The sequence below is a fragment of the Rhodoplanes azumiensis genome (genome assembly GCF_042682915.1).
GTDB lineage: Bacteria > Pseudomonadota > Alphaproteobacteria > Rhizobiales > Xanthobacteraceae > Rhodoplanes > Rhodoplanes azumiensis.
Window position 1 is genome coordinate 21387 of sequence record NZ_JBHUIW010000001.1, and the last position, 14927, is coordinate 36313.

The 14927-nt window shown below is 71.5% G+C and carries 13 protein-coding genes; 6 read left to right on the forward strand and 7 right to left on the reverse strand.

The window, feature by feature from the left end:
• Window positions 1-16: 16 nt before the first annotated feature.
• Complete coding sequence (locus ACFSOX_RS00100) at window positions 17-1249, reverse strand: MFS transporter (RefSeq protein WP_378475760.1); 1233 nt, start codon at window positions 1247-1249, stop codon at window positions 17-19.
• Between the two features lie 82 nt (window positions 1250-1331).
• Entirely contained in the window at window positions 1332-3725 is a 2394-nt protein-coding gene (locus ACFSOX_RS00105) for a xanthine dehydrogenase family protein molybdopterin-binding subunit (protein ID WP_378475761.1), read from the reverse strand.
• Between the two features lie 241 nt (window positions 3726-3966).
• Here ACFSOX_RS00105 and ACFSOX_RS00110 point away from each other — a divergent pair, with 241 nt between their 5' ends.
• Together ACFSOX_RS00110 and ACFSOX_RS00115 are read left to right on the forward strand one after the other, a co-directional pair.
• Window positions 3967-5073: a Ppx/GppA phosphatase family protein gene (locus tag ACFSOX_RS00110; protein ID WP_378475762.1), complete on the forward strand. Its 1107-nt coding sequence runs from the start codon at window positions 3967-3969 to the stop codon at window positions 5071-5073.
• 256 nt (window positions 5074-5329) lie between these two features.
• A complete protein-coding gene (locus tag ACFSOX_RS00115) occupies window positions 5330-6019 on the forward strand; it encodes an RlmE family RNA methyltransferase (protein ID WP_378475763.1) in 690 nt (229 codons plus the stop codon).
• 186 nt (window positions 6020-6205) lie between these two features.
• Here ACFSOX_RS00115 and ACFSOX_RS00120 read toward each other — a convergent pair whose 3' ends face one another.
• Complete coding sequence (locus ACFSOX_RS00120) at window positions 6206-7594, reverse strand: DHA2 family efflux MFS transporter permease subunit (protein WP_378475764.1); 1389 nt, start codon at window positions 7592-7594, stop codon at window positions 6206-6208.
• Window positions 7595-7833: 239 nt separating this feature from the next.
• On the opposite strand from ACFSOX_RS00120, the gene ACFSOX_RS00125 reads away from it, so the two are divergent.
• The 3 genes from ACFSOX_RS00125 to ppk2 all read left to right on the forward strand — a co-directional run bounded on the left by ACFSOX_RS00125 (window position 7834) and on the right by ppk2 (window position 10952).
• On the forward strand, window positions 7834-8094 hold the full coding sequence (locus ACFSOX_RS00125) for a hypothetical protein (RefSeq protein ID WP_378475765.1): 261 nt from the start codon (window positions 7834-7836) through the stop codon (window positions 8092-8094).
• A gap of 217 nt (window positions 8095-8311) precedes the next feature.
• A complete protein-coding gene (guaB, locus tag ACFSOX_RS00130) occupies window positions 8312-9802 on the forward strand; it encodes an IMP dehydrogenase (protein WP_378475766.1) in 1491 nt (496 codons plus the stop codon).
• A 139-nt stretch (window positions 9803-9941) separates the two neighbouring features.
• Window positions 9942-10952 carry a polyphosphate kinase 2 gene (ppk2, locus tag ACFSOX_RS00135; RefSeq protein ID WP_378475767.1) on the forward strand — a complete coding sequence of 337 codons (1011 nt, stop codon included), beginning with the start codon at window positions 9942-9944 and terminating at the stop codon, window positions 10950-10952.
• A gap of 333 nt (window positions 10953-11285) precedes the next feature.
• Here ppk2 and ACFSOX_RS00140 read toward each other — a convergent pair whose 3' ends face one another.
• A complete protein-coding gene (locus ACFSOX_RS00140) occupies window positions 11286-11462 on the reverse strand; it encodes a hypothetical protein (RefSeq protein WP_378475768.1) in 177 nt (58 codons plus the stop codon).
• 356 nt (window positions 11463-11818) lie between these two features.
• On the reverse strand, window positions 11819-13018 hold the full coding sequence (locus ACFSOX_RS00145; protein ID WP_378475769.1) for an amidase: 1200 nt from the start codon (window positions 13016-13018) through the stop codon (window positions 11819-11821).
• 251 nt (window positions 13019-13269) lie between these two features.
• On the opposite strand from ACFSOX_RS00145, the gene ACFSOX_RS00150 reads away from it, so the two are divergent.
• A complete protein-coding gene (locus ACFSOX_RS00150) occupies window positions 13270-13740 on the forward strand; it encodes a hypothetical protein (RefSeq protein ID WP_378475770.1) in 471 nt (156 codons plus the stop codon).
• A gap of 82 nt (window positions 13741-13822) precedes the next feature.
• On the opposite strand, the gene ACFSOX_RS00155 is transcribed toward ACFSOX_RS00150, so the two are convergent.
• Together ACFSOX_RS00155 and ACFSOX_RS00160 are read right to left on the reverse strand one after the other, a co-directional pair.
• Entirely contained in the window at window positions 13823-14317 is a 495-nt protein-coding gene (locus ACFSOX_RS00155) for a hypothetical protein (protein ID WP_378475771.1), read from the reverse strand.
• 30 nt (window positions 14318-14347) lie between these two features.
• Window positions 14348-14887, reverse strand: a complete 540-nt coding sequence (locus tag ACFSOX_RS00160) for a MarR family winged helix-turn-helix transcriptional regulator (protein WP_378475772.1) — start codon at window positions 14885-14887, stop codon at window positions 14348-14350.
• Between the last annotated feature and the right edge of the window lie 40 nt (window positions 14888-14927).

A 14927-nucleotide genomic window follows, 5' to 3' on the forward strand; every position in this document is an offset into this window, starting at 1 on the left:
GTGGCCCGGACGGTCCTCAGCCCGCCGCCACCGGTTTCCGACCGCCCAGCACGGTGAGGATCGACAAGAGGCAGGCGCCGGCCACCACCAGGAACACGCCGCCTGGCCGGCCGTGGTCCATCAGCAGGCCGAACAACAGCGGGCCGAGCACGCCGGCGAGGTTGAAGCCGGTCGTCACGAAGCCGAACACCTTGCCGAACGTGCCCGGCGGCGTCACGGCGCGGACGATCATGTCGCGGGCCGGCATGGTCATGCCGCCGGCCAGCCCGGCGAGACCGAGCAGCAGCACCGCGCCGAGCGTGCCGACCGTGCCGATCCCGAGCGCCACCGTGCAGGCGGCGACCACCAGCATGCCGGCGATGGTGAGGACGGCCGGGCTGATCCGGCCGACCGGCAGCCCGCCGGCGAGCACGCCGATCGCCGAGGCGAGCAGATAGGCGGTCAAGGCCAGGCTCGCGGCGGCGAGCGGCAGCCCGTGCGCGGCGACGAGCGCCACGGCCGAGTAGGTCTGCAGCCCGAGCTGGAACACCGCGAACAGCGCGAAGAACACGAAGTTCAGCAAGATCGGGGGCGACGTCAGCAGCCGCACCGAGCCGCTCGCCTCGGGCGCAGCACCGCGGGCGGCGGCCGGGCGGGGCGTCACCGGCAGGATGGTGCGGCCGGCGAGCGCGAGCCAGGCGGCGAGCGCGAGGCCGGGCAGGGCGGAGGCCGCGAAGGCGCCGCGCCAGCCGATCTGGCTGTCGAGGAACAGCATCAGGGGTGGGGCGACGGCGCCGCCCATCATCCCGGCGAAGGTGTGGATCGCGTAGGCGCGGCCGATCCGCTCCGGCGCGATGCGCTCGGACAGCGCCGCGTAGTCGGCCGGGTGGTAGACGGCGTTGGCGAGGCCGCCGAGCCCGAACAGAACGACGAACAGAAGGAACGACGAGACGAGCCCGGCGGCGGCGAGCGCGAGGGCGCCGAGCGCGAGGCCGGCGACCAGCACGCGGCGCGCGCCGATGCGGTCGGCGAGCACGCCGGCCGGTGTCTGCCCGGCCGCGCAGGCGACGTTGAACACGACCAGCGCGAGGCCGAGCTCGGTGTAGGAGACCTGAAAGCTCGCCCGCACCATCTCGAAGACGGGCGGCAGCGCCAGGATGTAGTAGTGCGAGACGAAATGCGCCGCGCTCACCGCCATCACGACGCGCAGGTCGGCGGCCCGCGCCTGCGCTACGGACGCCTCGTCGCGCGGCAGGTGGGTCTCGGTCATCGCAGACCTCCGAGGATTTCGCCTCTCCCGGCGGCGCGGGGAGAGGGAAGAGCGCGCGCCGCCGGCGACACCACGACTCTCGTCACGCCGTCGCGTCGGCCCCGTGCATCAGCCGCCACAGCTTCTCCGAGGTCAGCGGCATGTCGACGTGGCGGACGCCGTGCTCGGACAGCGCGTCGACCGCCGCGTTCATGACCGCGACGAGCGCGCCGGCGCAGCCGGCCTCGCCGCAGCCCTTGACGCCGAGCGGGTTCGTCGTCGCCGGCACGCCGTGGTAGCCGGTCTCGATCGACGGCACGTCGGTGGCGTGCGGCACGGCGTAGTCGGTCAGCGAGCCGGTGATCAGCTGGCCGTCGGCATCGTAGACGACGCGCTCGAACAGCGCCTGGCCGATCCCCTGGACGACGCCGCCATGGATCTGGCCGTCGACGATCAGCGGGTTGATCACGGTGCCGAAGTCGTTGACCGAGACGTAGCGCACGACCTCCGGAACGCCGGTATCGATGTCGATCTCCACCTCGGCGACGTGACAGCCGTTCGGGAAGGTCGAGGGCGCGCCCGGGCTCACCAGCGCCACGTCGAGGTTTCGCGGAACGCCGTTCGGCAGTTCGAGCCCGTCGTTCAGACGCTGTGCGATCTCCAGCAGGCCCAGCCCCATGTCGGTGCCGGCGACCGTGAAGCGGCCGCCGTAGAACTCGATGTCGGCGACGCCGGCCTCCAGCATGGCGGCCGCGATGGCGCGGCCCTGCTCGATCACCCGGCCGCAGGCCTCCACGGCGGCCGTGCCGCTCGCCGCCGACGAGCGCGAGCCGCCGGTGCCGCCGCCGGCGATCAGCGCGTCGCTGTCGCCCTGGCGCAGCCGGATGCGCTCGAACGGGATGCCGAGCTTTTCCGCGATCACCTGGGCGAAGGGTGCGGCGTGACCCTGGCCATAGTCGAGCGTGCCGGTCGTGAACGTGACGGTGCCGTCGGCCTCAAAGGTCAGGCCGCCCATCTCGGGGCTCGCCGGCGCCGTCACCTCGAGATAGCTGCCGATGCCGAAGCCGCGCAGTTTGCCGCGCGCGCGGCTCGCCTCTCTGCGGGCCGGAAAGCCCGCAAAGTCGCCGGCCGCCAGCGCCCGCTCGAACACGCCCGGAAAGTCGCCCGAGTCGTAGGTCAACGCCGAGGCGGCCGCGAACGGGATCTCCTCCGGCTGAATGTGGTTCAGCCTGCGCAGCGTGAGCCGGTCGATGCCGGTCTGCAGCGCGGCGGCGTCGATCAGCCGCTCCATGATGTAGTTGCCCTCCGGACGTCCGGCGCCCCGGTAGGCGCCGATCGGCGTCGTGTTGGTGAACACGCACAGGGTGCGCACCTCGATCAGCGGCGTGCGGTAGACGCTGGCGACGTTCTTGAGCGCATTGACGGTCGGCGGCATCGGCGCGACGAGGCCGAGATAGGCGCCCATGTCGGCATGGCCGGTGAGGCGCAGGGCGAGGAACCGGCCTTCGGCGTCGAGCGCCAGCTCGGCGGTCCGCTCCTGGTCGCGGCCGTGGGTGTCGGACAGGAAGCTCGCACTGCGGTCCTCGGTCCACTTCACCGGGCGGCCCAGCGCGCGCGCGGCGTGCAGGACGCAGGCATATTCCGGGAACGCGGCCGCCTTCATGCCGAACGAGCCGCCGACATGGCCGGTGAGGATGTGCACCATGTCGACCGGCACCTGCATCAGGTCGGCGATCTGGCCGCGCATGCCGAAGGCGCCCTGGCAGCCGAGATGCAGGGTGAAGCGCCCGCTCGCCGGATCGAAATCGGCTACCGCGGCGCGTGGCTCCAGCGGCACCACGACGACGCGGCTGACCGTCAGGTCGAGCCGCACCACATGGGTGGCGGTGGCGAACGCCGCGGCCACCTCGGAGGTGTCGCCGGTACGCCAGTCGAGTGCGATGTTGTTCGGCGCCTCCGCATAGAGCTGCGGCGCGTCCGCGGCGATCGCGGCCGTCGTGGTGGTCACGGCCGGCAGCGCTTCGAGGTCGAGCGCCACGGCCTCGGCGGCGTCGCGCGCCTGGGCGAGCGTCTCGGCGATCACCACGGCGACGGGATCGCCGACGAACCGCACCCGGTCGGTCGCGAGCGGCGGGCGCGGTGGCTTCGCCAGCGGCGTGCCGTCGTGGCTCTTCAGCGGCGTGACGCATTTCAGCGTGCCGCAGCCGGTCAGATCGGCGGCCGTGTAGACGGCCAGCACGCCCGGCATGTTTCGCGCGTCGTCGGTGTCGATGCCGCGGATGATTCCGTGCGGATGCGGGCTGCGCACCATCACGGCATAGGCCTGGCCGGCGAGCGCGATATCGTCGGTGTAGCGGCCCTGGCCGCGCACCAGGATCGGATCCTCGGTGCGGGGGACGGGCTGGCCGACCCCGAAGCGGGCGTCGGACCAATGCTGCAGGGTCTCGGGCAGGGGCTTGCGCGACCCTGCGAGGCGGGCGTCGTCGGGTGAGGTCATCGGTGTCCAGCGGCCGGGGGCATGGGAGACCCGAGATCTAGACCATCCAGGCGCCCCGGACAAACCGCGGAGAAAACCTGGTTCGCGGTTCATTGTTTGGGTCGAATTCGCAATGCTGCGAATGCGTCGCCACACTGTGGCAATTGCGTCGACCGGAAGGCCTGTTACACTTGGAGTCGACGAAACAACACATCGTGATGACGCTCGGCGCCTGCGACGGCGGCCGGCGCGAAGGCGATTGATGGACCAAGAGGCCCCCACCACCGGCCTCCTCGAACCGGCGCGGTCGGGGAGGGAGGGGGTGTCCGAGCGCCCCGGACCGGACTGGCCGACTGCGGCCGGCACGGCACCGACACCTCGGCCGGCCCCCGGGACATGGCCGACCTACGCGGCGCTCGACCTCGGCACCAACAACTGCCGGCTGCTGGTGGCCCGGCCGACCGGTACGGCGTTCCGGGTGATCGACGCGTTCTCGCGCATCATCCGGCTCGGCGAGGGCGTCTCGCTCACCGGGCGGATCGGCGACGCCGCCATCGCCCGCGCCGTCGACGCGCTCGCGGTGTGCCGCGACAAGATGCAGGCGCGCGGCGTCACGCGGGCGCGGCTGATCGCCACCGAGGCGTGCCGGGCGGCCGAGAACGGCGCCGAGTTCCAGGCCCGGATCAGCGAGCTGGTCGGGCTCGACCTCGAGATCGTCGACCAGCGCACCGAGGCCGAGCTCGCCGCCACCGGCTGCACGCCGCTGATGGACCCGGACGCGCGTGGTGCCATTCTGTTCGACATCGGCGGCGGGTCGTCGGAACTCGTCCGGCTCGGGCGGTCGGAAGCCGCCGGCCGCGGCCCGCCCAAGCCGGTGATCCAGGGCTGGGTGTCGCTGCCGATCGGCGTCGTCACGCTCGCCGAGCGGTTCGGTGGCGTCACGGTCGACCGCCCGACCTTCGACGCCATGGTGGCCGACGTGTCGGTCGCGCTTGCGAGCTTCGCCAAGGCGCATGCGCGTGACCTCGGCGGCATGCATCTGCTCGGCACGTCGGGCACGGTGACGACCATCGCGGGCGTGCATCTCGATCTGCCGCGCTACGACCGCCGTCGCGTCGACGGCTGCTGGCTTCGCGGCCACGAGATCGCCGCCGTGATCGACCGGCTCATGACCATGAGCTACCGCCAGCGCGTGGCGAACCCCTGCATCGGCGCCGAGCGGGCCGACCTGGTGCTCGCCGGCTGCGCCATCCTGGAGGCGATCCGCCGCGCCTTCCCGTGCCCCCGCCTGCGCGTCGCCGACCGCGGCCTTCGCGAGGGGATTCTCGTCAAGATGATGCGGGCCGACGGGGTGTGGGCGCAGGGGTGACGCCGTCGCCGCGCCTCCCGCCGCCGTGCACGGCCTTTCCCTCTCCCCGCACGGCGGGGAGAGGGAACAGCGGGCGCCGACCTCTCCGCCCGGGAGCCGGCGAACCCCCGTGCGTCGTCGCCGGGCTTGACCCGGCGACCCATCCCTCTACGAAGAGCGGCGTTTTGCGCGAGGATGGAGGTGCGGGTCGAGCCCGCGCACGACGCCTCGCAGGGGGCGCACCACCGGCGCGCGCCGCCACCGACCCGAGCACCCCATGACCACCTCCGACCGCAACCGGCCCCTGAAAGTCCAGGTCAAGAAGAAGAAGGGCCGCACGCTCGCGCAAAAGCTCTGGCTCGACCGCCAGCTCAACGACCCCTATGTGGCGCGGGCGAAGCGCGAGGGTTTTCGCTCGCGCGCCGCCTACAAGCTGATCGAGCTCGACGATCGCTTCAAGCTGTTCCGTCCGGGCGGCCGCGTCGTCGACCTCGGGGCAGCGCCGGGCGGTTGGAGCCAAGTGGCGGCCAAGCGCGTCGGCGCCGAGAGCCGCAAGGGCCGGGTGGTCGGCATCGACATCCTCGACATGCCGCCGATCGTCGGCGTCGACCTCCTGCATCTCGACTTTCTGGCCGAGAGCGCGCCCGCCAAGCTGAAAGCCCTGCTCGGCGGCCCGGCCGACGTCGTCCTCTCCGACATGGCCGCCAACGCCACCGGCCATCGCCAGACCGACCACCTGAAGATCATGGCCCTCGCCGAGGCCGCCGCGATGTTCGCCCGCGAGGTGCTGAGCCCCGGCGGCTCCTTCCTCTGCAAGGTTTTACGCGGGGGCACCGAGGGCGATCTCCTCGCCGACCTCAAGCGCGACTTTGCGAAAGTGAAGCACGTCAAACCTGCCGCCAGCCGCGCCGACTCGGCCGAGCTGTACGTGCTGGCGATGGGGTTCAGGGAGGTTTCGGAATCGTAGGGCGCAATAGCGAAGCGTATTCGCCGACCCCGGCTCGCCGCTGCGGCCGTAGAAGGTTCGGCGCAATACGCTTCGCTATTGCGCCCTACGATGCCGTGCCGGCCGCCCGCGTAGAGTGGGCGCGGCGAGGGTGGACGGCGTCGGCATGCGGCTCCGCCGCGCGCCGACCCTACAGTTCCCAAGAAATCACTTCCCCCCTGCCATCTCCGCACCCGCGTCCTTCGGCATCAGGGCGAACAGGAGCGTCGCCGAGGCGGCGAGGAGGGCGATGGTCACGAAGGCCGGCGGGAAGGTGGCCGCGCCGAGCGCCGCGTCGCCGCGCAGCGCCATCGCGGTCTCCAGCGCCAGCGCGCCGACCGTCACGCCGGCCGAGACCGAGAGCTGCTGCGACACGCTGGTGAGCGAGGTGGCGCGGCTCATCCGGCGCGGCTCCACCTCGGCGAACGCGATGGTGTTGATGCTGGTGAACTGCAGCGAGCGGAAGAGGCCGCCGACCAGCAGCACGGCGATCATGATCCACACCGGCGTGCCGGGCGTGAACAGCGCCGGCGCCCCGATGGTGACCGCTGCAAGAAGCGCGTTCACCGTCATGGTGGCGCGGAAGCCGAAGCGACGCAGGATCTTCGGGACCAGCGTCTTCATCACCATGGCCCCGATCGCGGTGGCGAAGGTCACCAGGCCGGATTCGAACGGCGTCATGTGGAAGCCGATCTGCAGCATCAGCGGCATCAGGAACGGCAGGGCGCCGGCGCCCATGCGGAACAGGAAGCCGCCGGCGACGCCGGCCCGGAAGGTCGGCAGCGCGAACAGCGTCAGATCCATCACCGGGTTGGCGACACGGCGCGCGTAGACCACGTAGGCCGTGGTCGCCACGGCGCCCGTCCCCAGCAGCGTCGCCGCCACCCAGGTCGGCACGAACGCGACGGTGCTCACCGTCGCGCCGAAGGCGAGCCCGCCGATGCCGAGCGCCACCAGCACCATGCCGGCGGCGTCGAAGGGCTCCGGCACGTCGCTCTTCACATTGTCGACGAAGGCCGTCACCAGCGCGAAGCCGATCATGCCGATCGGCACGTTGATGATGAAGATCCAGTGCCAGCTCGCGAACGTGGTGATGAAGCCGCCGAGCGGCGGGCCGAGCAGCGGGCCGATCAGGGCCGGTAGCGTCACGAGCGCCATGGCGTCGACGAGGCGGCTCTTGTCGACGCTGCGCACCAGCACCAGACGGCCGACCGGGCTCATCATGGCGCCGCCCATGCCCTGGAGGAAGCGCGCCAACACGAAATGCCACAGCGCGCCGGAGATCGCGCACAGGACCGAGCCCGCGACGAACACCACGATGGCGCTGCGGAAGATGGTGCGGGCGCCGAACCGGTCGGCCATCCAGCCGCTCATCGGGATGAAGATGGCGAGCGCCAGCAGGTAGGACGTGATGGCGAGCTTCAGCTCGATCGGCGAGGTGCCGATGTCGGCCGCGATCGCCGGCAGGGCCGTGGCGATCACGGTCGAGTCCATGTTCTCCATGAACAGGGCGACCGCGACGATGAACGGGACGATGCGCTCGCGGGGCAGGGGCATGCGGGGTCCGGACGGCGAGAGAGCCGACGCCGTCGCGCGGGCGACGTCGGTCGGGCCCCGCCTATGCGCCGGGACGCGCCGGCCGGCAAGGGGGCGCGGGGAAGTCCGGTGCCACCGCACCGCCGATGCCGCCGTCCAAGCCGGCCTGCCGCACCCGGATTGCGCGCGTCGCGCGAGCCCCTACATGACCGGTGACGGCGCCTTCGCGCGCCTCACCCCGTGCCCGGAGCGACGCGGCGATGATCTACGTTCTGGCGGTCTTCCTGCCTCCCCTCGGCCTCCTGGTGAACGGCCAGCCCTTCGCCGCGCTGTTCAATCTCGTGCTGCTGGCGATCTGCGTCGTCCTCACGCTGCTGACGATCTTCACGTTCCCGATCATCATGCTGGTGCCCTCGGCGCACGCCGTGATCAGCGTCTACATGGCCCGGGACGAGCGCCGTCACCGCGAGATCGTCGACGCCATCGAGCGCCACGGTCCGCCGCCCGGCTGGCGGCGGTGAGGGGCTTCCGCCGCCGTCGCGGACTCGGCTGACGAAATGCCGGCATCGTCGCTGCGGCGACGGCGGACGGCGGTGCAGCAACCGCCTTCCCATCGTCGCACGCCCGTGCTAACCACCCTCGCCAACTCCGTACAGGGGCGTTTCGAGTCTTCCCGATCGACGACGACCGGGCCGGGCTCGCTGTCTCCGAGACCCCTGCGGCGACCAGGAGCTTGGCATGGCCGTTCTGTCCGACGCCCCCCCGCGCGAGGCCCTCACCTTCGACGACGTGCTGCTGCAGCCGGGCCTGTCCGACGTGCTGCCCTCGCAGGCCGACGTGCGCACCTTCCTCACGCGAGAAATCCCGCTCAACATCCCGATCATCGCCTCCGCCATGGACACGGTGACCGAGTCCGCCATGGCGATCGCCATGGCGCAGGCCGGCGGCATCGGCGTCATCCACCGCAACTTCGAGCCGGAGGCGCAGGCCGCCCAGGTGCGGCAGGTGAAGAAGTTCGAGAGCGGCATGGTGGTGAACCCGCTCACCATCGGTCCCGACGCGTCGCTCGCCGAGGCGCTGCGCATGATGGCCGAGAACCGCATCTCCGGCATCCCGGTGGTCACCACCGAGGCGGGCATCGAGGGCCGGCTGGTCGGCATCCTCACCAATCGCGACGTGCGCTTCGCCCACGATCCGGACCAGAAGGTCTCCGAGCTGATGACCAAGGAGCGCCTGGTCACGGTGCGGGAAGGGGTGAGCCAGCAGGAGGCCAAGCGGCTCCTCCACCAGTTCCGCATCGAGAAGCTCCTGGTCGTCGACGACCAGTATCGCTGCGTCGGCCTGATCACCGTGAAGGACATCGAGAAGGCGGTCGCCAATCCGAACGCCTGCAAGGACGCGCAGGGACGCCTGCGGGTCGCCGCGGCGACCACGGTCGGCGACTCGGGCTATGCCCGCACCGAGCATCTGATCGGGGCCGGCGTCGACCTGATCGTCGTCGACACGGCGCACGGCCATTCGCGCCACGTGCTCGAGCAGGTGACCCGCATCAAGAAGCTGTCCAACGCCGTTCAGGTGGCGGCCGGCAACATCGCGACCGCCGACGGCGCCAAGGCGCTGATCGACGCCGGCGCCGACGCCGTCAAGGTCGGCATCGGCCCGGGCTCGATCTGCACGACCCGCGTGGTGGCGGGCGTCGGCGTGCCGCAGCTCACCGCCATCATGGACGCCGTCAGGGTCGCGCGCGACGCCAAGGTGACGGTGATCGCCGACGGCGGCATCAAGTATTCGGGCGATCTCGCCAAGGCGCTCGCCGCCGGCGCCGACTGCGCCATGATCGGCTCGCTGCTCGCCGGCACCGACGAGACTCCGGGCGAGGTGTTCCTCTATCAGGGCCGCTCCTACAAGACGTATCGGGGCATGGGTTCGGTCGGCGCCATGGCGCGGGGTTCGGCCGACCGCTATTTCCAGCAGGACATCAAGGACTCGCTCAAGCTGGTGCCGGAGGGCGTCGAGGGCCAGGTGCCCTACAAGGGGCCGGCCGGCGCCGTGCTCCACCAGCTCACCGGCGGGCTCCGCGCCGCCATGGGCTATGTCGGCGCCAAGACGCTCGCCGAGCTGCACGAGAAGGCGCAGTTCGTGAAGATCTCGGCCGCCGGCCTGCGCGAGAGCCACGTCCACGACGTGACCATCACGCGCGAGAGCCCGAACTACCCGACCCGCGTGTGACGGGCGGGGAGTCGGTGTCCGGAAGACTCCGCGCGACCCTCGGCCGCGCGGACTTCGTCATCGAACTGTCGCACACTCGCGGGCACTGTCCGGTCCGGCGATTCCCATCGCCGGTTCAGAGACTTCACCGGAGCGACAGATGGACGACCGCAAGCCGGGACACGGCACGTCGAGCAATGGCAAGCCGGGCAACGGAAGTTCGGACGACGGGCATGCGGGCGACGGACATGGCGCCGAGGGCAGGCCGGAGAACGGCGGCCTCGACTGGCTCGACGCCGAGCTCGCCGACACGCTCGACGAGGACTACGAGCTCGAGCTGTCCGAGCCGGCGCTCTCGGAGGAGATCCGCAAGATCTACAAGCGGACCCATCCGCCGTCGATCGACCGGCGCGACTATCTGCGCAATCTGCTCGCGCTGCAGGCCGAGCTGATCAAGCTGCAGGACTGGGTGCAGCACACCAAGGCGAAGATCGTCGTCATCTTCGAGGGGCGCGACTCCGCCGGCAAGGGCGGCGTCATCAAGCGCATCACCCAGCGGCTCAATCCGCGCATCGCCCGCGTCGTCGCGCTGCCGGCGCCGACCGAGCGCGAGCGCACCCAATGGTACTTCCAGCGTTACGTGCCGCATCTGCCGGCCGGCGGCGAGATCGTGCTGTTCGACCGCTCCTGGTACAACCGTGCCGGCGTCGAGCGGGTGATGGGCTTCGCCACCGAGGACGAGGTCGAGCAGTTCTTCCGCGACGTGCCGGAGTTCGAGCGCATGCTGGTGCGCTCCGGCATCATCCTGCTGAAGTACTGGTTCTCGATCACGGACGAGGAGCAGCAGATGCGCTTCCTCATGCGCATCCACGATCCGATGAAGCAGTGGAAGCTGAGCCCGATGGATCTGCAGTCGCGGGTGCGCTGGGAGGACTACACGCGCGCCAAGGAGGACATGCTGTTCCGCACCAACATCCGCGAGGCGCCGTGGTTCATCGTCGAGGGCAACGACAAGAAGCGCGCGCGGCTCAACTGCATCGACCACCTGTTGAAGCAGATTCCTTACGAGCCCGTTCCGCACGTCCCGATCGCGCTGCCGGACCGGGTGTTCAACCCGAACTACGAGCGGCGCACGCTGCCGGCCGAGCTCTACGTGCCGATGAAGTATTGAGAGACGTCCGGCTGATCAGCGCAAAGACTCACGGCGGGCACGACCTTCACCTCTCCCCGGCGGGGAGAGGTCGGGGTTCGCGCCGAAGGCGCGAAGTCCGGGTGAGGGGGTGCCACGCTATCCAGCTGGCGCCCTAACCCCTCACCCCGACGCGCAAGAGCGCGTCGACCCTCTCCCTTTGGGAGAGGGTAAGGAGCGGCCCGTCAGCCGGAACAGAAATGATGGGGGGCAAGACCGTCTTCCGGGGCTCAGGCCCGAGCCCGCGGCCGGACGGCGCGATGCACCGCCCGGAATGACCAGTGCCTCGGAACGACGAGGCTGATCAGCTCGTGATCAGATCAGGTCGTTGTCGACGCAGTAGGCGACGGCGGAGCGGTCGGTCGTGGTGCGGCGGGCTTCGCGGCCGGTCGGGCGACCGGTCTCGGCGCGCTCGACCTTGCCGTCGGCCGCGGTGCGGGCGGCTGGCGGGGGCGCGTCGGTGTCGAAGGTTCGCAGCTCGGTACGGGGCATTGCGCAGTCTCCGGAAAGGCACGCCGGATGCGTGCCGGGGGTTCTTTCGGTCTGGCCTCGTGGCCGCCGGCCGGCGGGTCGTCCCACCCGGCCGACCCCCGTCATCTGGTGGGCCGATCGGGCGCAAATAAGGTCTCCCGGTGACCGGATTGGTTCGTTCCCGGGCACGATCGCGGCCGTGTCCGCGAGGCCGCAGACTGTCCGCGACGCGGGTGAAGGATGTCTTGCGCGGTCCGCCGAACGAAGGACGGTCGTGATCACGAAGGTGCGAGGCCGAATGCCGGAACGCGTTGCGCCCGTGCAACGGACGCCCCGTCGACGCTTTATAAACCAAGCCGGGAGAAAGTCCGGCGCCGCTACTCCGCGGTGGCGCCGACGTTGGGCGCGAGCCGCACGGCGAGGTCGAGCAGCGCCTCGTCGCCGCCCGCCCAGCCGATGAAGGAGAGCCCCACCGGGCAGCCCTCGAGGGTGCCCACCGGGATCGTGACCTGGGGCAGGCCGGCCATCCCGGCCGTGCAGGTGAGGCGCATGACCCGCACCCGGAACGACTCGAGGAGCTCCTGCGGCGCGTCGGCCCGCGGCGCGACGCACGGCACGGTCGGCAGCGCCAGAACGGTGCCGGGCTTGACGACGCCGCGGATCCAGTCGCGCGCCGCCGCCTTCACGGCATAGGCCTCGTTCGCGGCCGCTTCGGTCACGGTCGCGGCGAAGTCCATGCGCTCGCGCACGCCGGGGCCGAAGCGCGGCCGCTTGGTCTCGACGAAGTCGCCGTAGACCTGCCAGATCTCGCGGCCCTGGATGATGCGGAACGCCTCGCGCCACGGGTCGAAGCCGTCCGGCGCGATCGCCCCGTGGGTCGGGGCGGGCAGGGCCTTCGCCATCGCGTCGAGCGCGTCCTGCAGGAAGGTCGCGACCGCCTCGTCGGCCTGCGCGAAGGCGTCGTCGAGCACGATCAGCTTCTCGACCGCCGCCGCCACCGGATGGTGGTCGAGCAGGACCGGCCCGAGCGCGCGAAAAACGCCCGGCGTGGTCGACATCCAGCCGGCGACGTCGAAGGACGGCGCCATCGGCATGGCGCCTTCGAGCGAGACGCGGCCGTGGGTCGGGCGGATGCCGTAGAGCCCGCAGAAGGCGGACGGCACCCGCACCGAGCCGCCCGTGTCGGAGCCGATCGCCACGTCGCAGGCGCCCGCCGAGGCGGCCGAGGCCGAGCCGCTCGACGAGCCGCCCGGGATGTGCCCCGGGGCGCGCGGGTTGAGCGGCGTGCCGTAATGGGCGTTCACGCCGGCGACGCTGAAGAAGAACTCGTCGCACACCGTCTTGCCCGTGATGGTGGCGCCGGCGGCGAGCAGCGCCGCCACGACGGCGGCGTTCGCGGTCGCCGGCGGATGCGCCGCGAGCCAGTCCGGATTGCCGCCGCCGGTGCGGCTGCCTGCGATGTCGTACATGTCCTTGATCGCCACCGAGAGTCCGGCCAGCGGTCCGGTCGCGGCGCCTTTGACCGGCGCGGCGAGGTCGTGCGGCACGAAGGCGGAGCGAAAAGTCTCGGTCGGCATGGGGGCGGGTCCGGGCGTTCTTGGCGGGGCGAGGGGCCTGTCGATGGTCCCGAAGGGCGCCCGAGTCAACCGGGCGGGCCGCATCGCATCCCCTCGCGTGAAGCGGAGCGCCGCCCCGACGACAGCGATGGATGGCGGCCCTCCGGGAACTCCGGTCCGCCACAGCGGGTTGGCACGACGATACCGGCCGGCCGCGCGCCGTATCTTTCCGCCGCCGGGCCGAAGCCTCCGGATGCCCTCAGGAGCCCCCGATGTCGCTGCCCCTCGTGCTCGCCCCGACCTTCATCCTGGTGGCGCTGACCATGCTGCTGACGCTGTGCGCCGGCGGCGGCTTTTCCGGTGGCCGCGGCCTCGGCAGAGGCGGGCTGGGCGGAGGGGGACTTGGCGGAGGGGGACTTGGCGGAGGGGGGCTTGGCGGCCGGATCGCCTCCGGCTGGCGCGGGCGCGCCGTCTCGGCCTCGGGCTGCGCGACGGCGCTCGACCTGGAGTATCGCCTGCCGATCCTGCTCTACGTCTTGACCGTCGTCTCGATGGCGACGCGCCACGCCGACCTGGTCTTCGTCTTGCTCGCCTGGCTGTTCGCCGCGCTACGGGTTCTGCTCGCCGCCGCGCTCGTCACCGGCCGCTCCGGCTCCTCACCGGGCCTCCTCGACGCCGCCAGTGCCCTCGTCCTCGCGGTCGCCTGGGGCGTCTTCGCCGTGCGCATCCTGCTGGGGTTCTGAGGGCCGATCATCGACTGCCTCGTGTCCCGGGCGCGGCGCTGCGCGCCGTGACCCGGAACCCAGGGGCGATCGAGCGAGGCGCTTACCGTGCCGCCCCACGCCGGCCGGCCAGCCGCAGGCCGTCGCGGATGTTGAGGCCGATCAGGGCGAGGTTGACGGGGCCGGCCAAAAGCTCGACCGCCTGAACGGCCTGGAAGGTCGATCCGAAGTCGCCACGCGCCGACAGCACCGCGAGCGTGATCGCACAAGGGACCAAGACCAAGACGCCGTTGGCGGCGACGATCGGCATGCGGCGCTGCTTGGCGCGGATCGCCGGCGCGGCTGTCGACCGGGCGGTGGCGCCGCCGGCGAGGCGCAGTCCGGACAGGCCCGTGACGGCGAGCAGCGGCACCAGCAGCAGGAGCGCCCACGCGATCGCTTGCTTGACGGCCGCGACGGTCGCGAGATCGGCGAACAGCTCCGACCCCACCGTGGTGGTCCAGAAGGTCAGGATGGTCAGGAACGCCGCCGTCCCGGCGAGGCCGTGGACGACGGGCAGGGCGGCGTCACGGGCCGGGCGGATGGCGGTCGCGGGCATGGCACTCTCCTTCTCTCGCAGGGGATCGGGTCACGCGGTGTCGGACGTCGTCTCGGGGATGGCCTGCCGATCGATCTCCGCGGGCGCGTCGAGCGCGGCCTCGAGCCTCGCCAGCAGGGTGCGCATGACGGCGGTGGCGCCGACGATGTCGGCTGTCGTCAGGCCGTCGGCGACGAGGCCGTCGGCGAGGCCGTTCGACCAGCCGACATGGCGGAGGATGGCGGCGTCGTAGGTGGCGCGGCCGCGCGCCGTCAGCACCACCAGCTTGGCGCGGCGGTGATGCGGGTTGGCTGCGAAGCCGACCAGCCCCTCGGCCGCCATCACGTCGACGACGCGCTGCACCGACTGGCGGGTGAGGCCCATGTCGCGGGCGATATGGGCGACCGGCGCACCGCGCCCGGCCATCGCGATGGCGCCGAGAACCTGCCAGCGCGCGCTGGTCAGCCCGATCGGCGCCACCAGCCGGTCGCCGGCGGCGAGCAGGCGGCCGTTGAGCCGGAAGGTCTCCAGCATCAGGGCGGTGAGGGCGTCGCCCTCGGGGGTCTGGGTCTCGTGGAAGCGTCCTGTCATGACAGGATGCAAACATAACGACAGTATGCTGTCAATAGAC

Excerpts from the sequence above, each read along its gene's own strand:
- ACFSOX_RS00100 (WP_378475760.1), bottom strand. The coding sequence starts at position 1,249 with ATGACCGAGACCCACCTGCCGCGCGACGAGGCGTCCGTAGCGCAGGCG.
- ACFSOX_RS00105 (WP_378475761.1), bottom strand. The coding sequence starts at position 3,725 with ATGACCTCACCCGACGACGCCCGCCTCGCAGGGTCGCGCAAGCCCCTG.
- ACFSOX_RS00110 (WP_378475762.1), top strand. The coding sequence starts at position 3,967 with ATGGACCAAGAGGCCCCCACCACCGGCCTCCTCGAACCGGCGCGGTCG.
- ACFSOX_RS00115 (WP_378475763.1), top strand. The coding sequence starts at position 5,330 with ATGACCACCTCCGACCGCAACCGGCCCCTGAAAGTCCAGGTCAAGAAG.
- ACFSOX_RS00120 (WP_378475764.1), bottom strand. The coding sequence starts at position 7,594 with ATGCCCCTGCCCCGCGAGCGCATCGTCCCGTTCATCGTCGCGGTCGCC.
- ACFSOX_RS00125 (WP_378475765.1), top strand. The coding sequence starts at position 7,834 with ATGATCTACGTTCTGGCGGTCTTCCTGCCTCCCCTCGGCCTCCTGGTG.
- guaB (WP_378475766.1), top strand. The coding sequence starts at position 8,312 with ATGGCCGTTCTGTCCGACGCCCCCCCGCGCGAGGCCCTCACCTTCGAC.
- ppk2 (WP_378475767.1), top strand. The coding sequence starts at position 9,942 with ATGGACGACCGCAAGCCGGGACACGGCACGTCGAGCAATGGCAAGCCG.
- ACFSOX_RS00140 (WP_378475768.1), bottom strand. The coding sequence starts at position 11,462 with ATGCCCCGTACCGAGCTGCGAACCTTCGACACCGACGCGCCCCCGCCA.
- ACFSOX_RS00145 (WP_378475769.1), bottom strand. The coding sequence starts at position 13,018 with ATGCCGACCGAGACTTTTCGCTCCGCCTTCGTGCCGCACGACCTCGCC.
- ACFSOX_RS00150 (WP_378475770.1), top strand. The coding sequence starts at position 13,270 with ATGTCGCTGCCCCTCGTGCTCGCCCCGACCTTCATCCTGGTGGCGCTG.
- ACFSOX_RS00155 (WP_378475771.1), bottom strand. The coding sequence starts at position 14,317 with ATGCCCGCGACCGCCATCCGCCCGGCCCGTGACGCCGCCCTGCCCGTC.
- ACFSOX_RS00160 (WP_378475772.1), bottom strand. The coding sequence starts at position 14,887 with ATGACAGGACGCTTCCACGAGACCCAGACCCCCGAGGGCGACGCCCTC.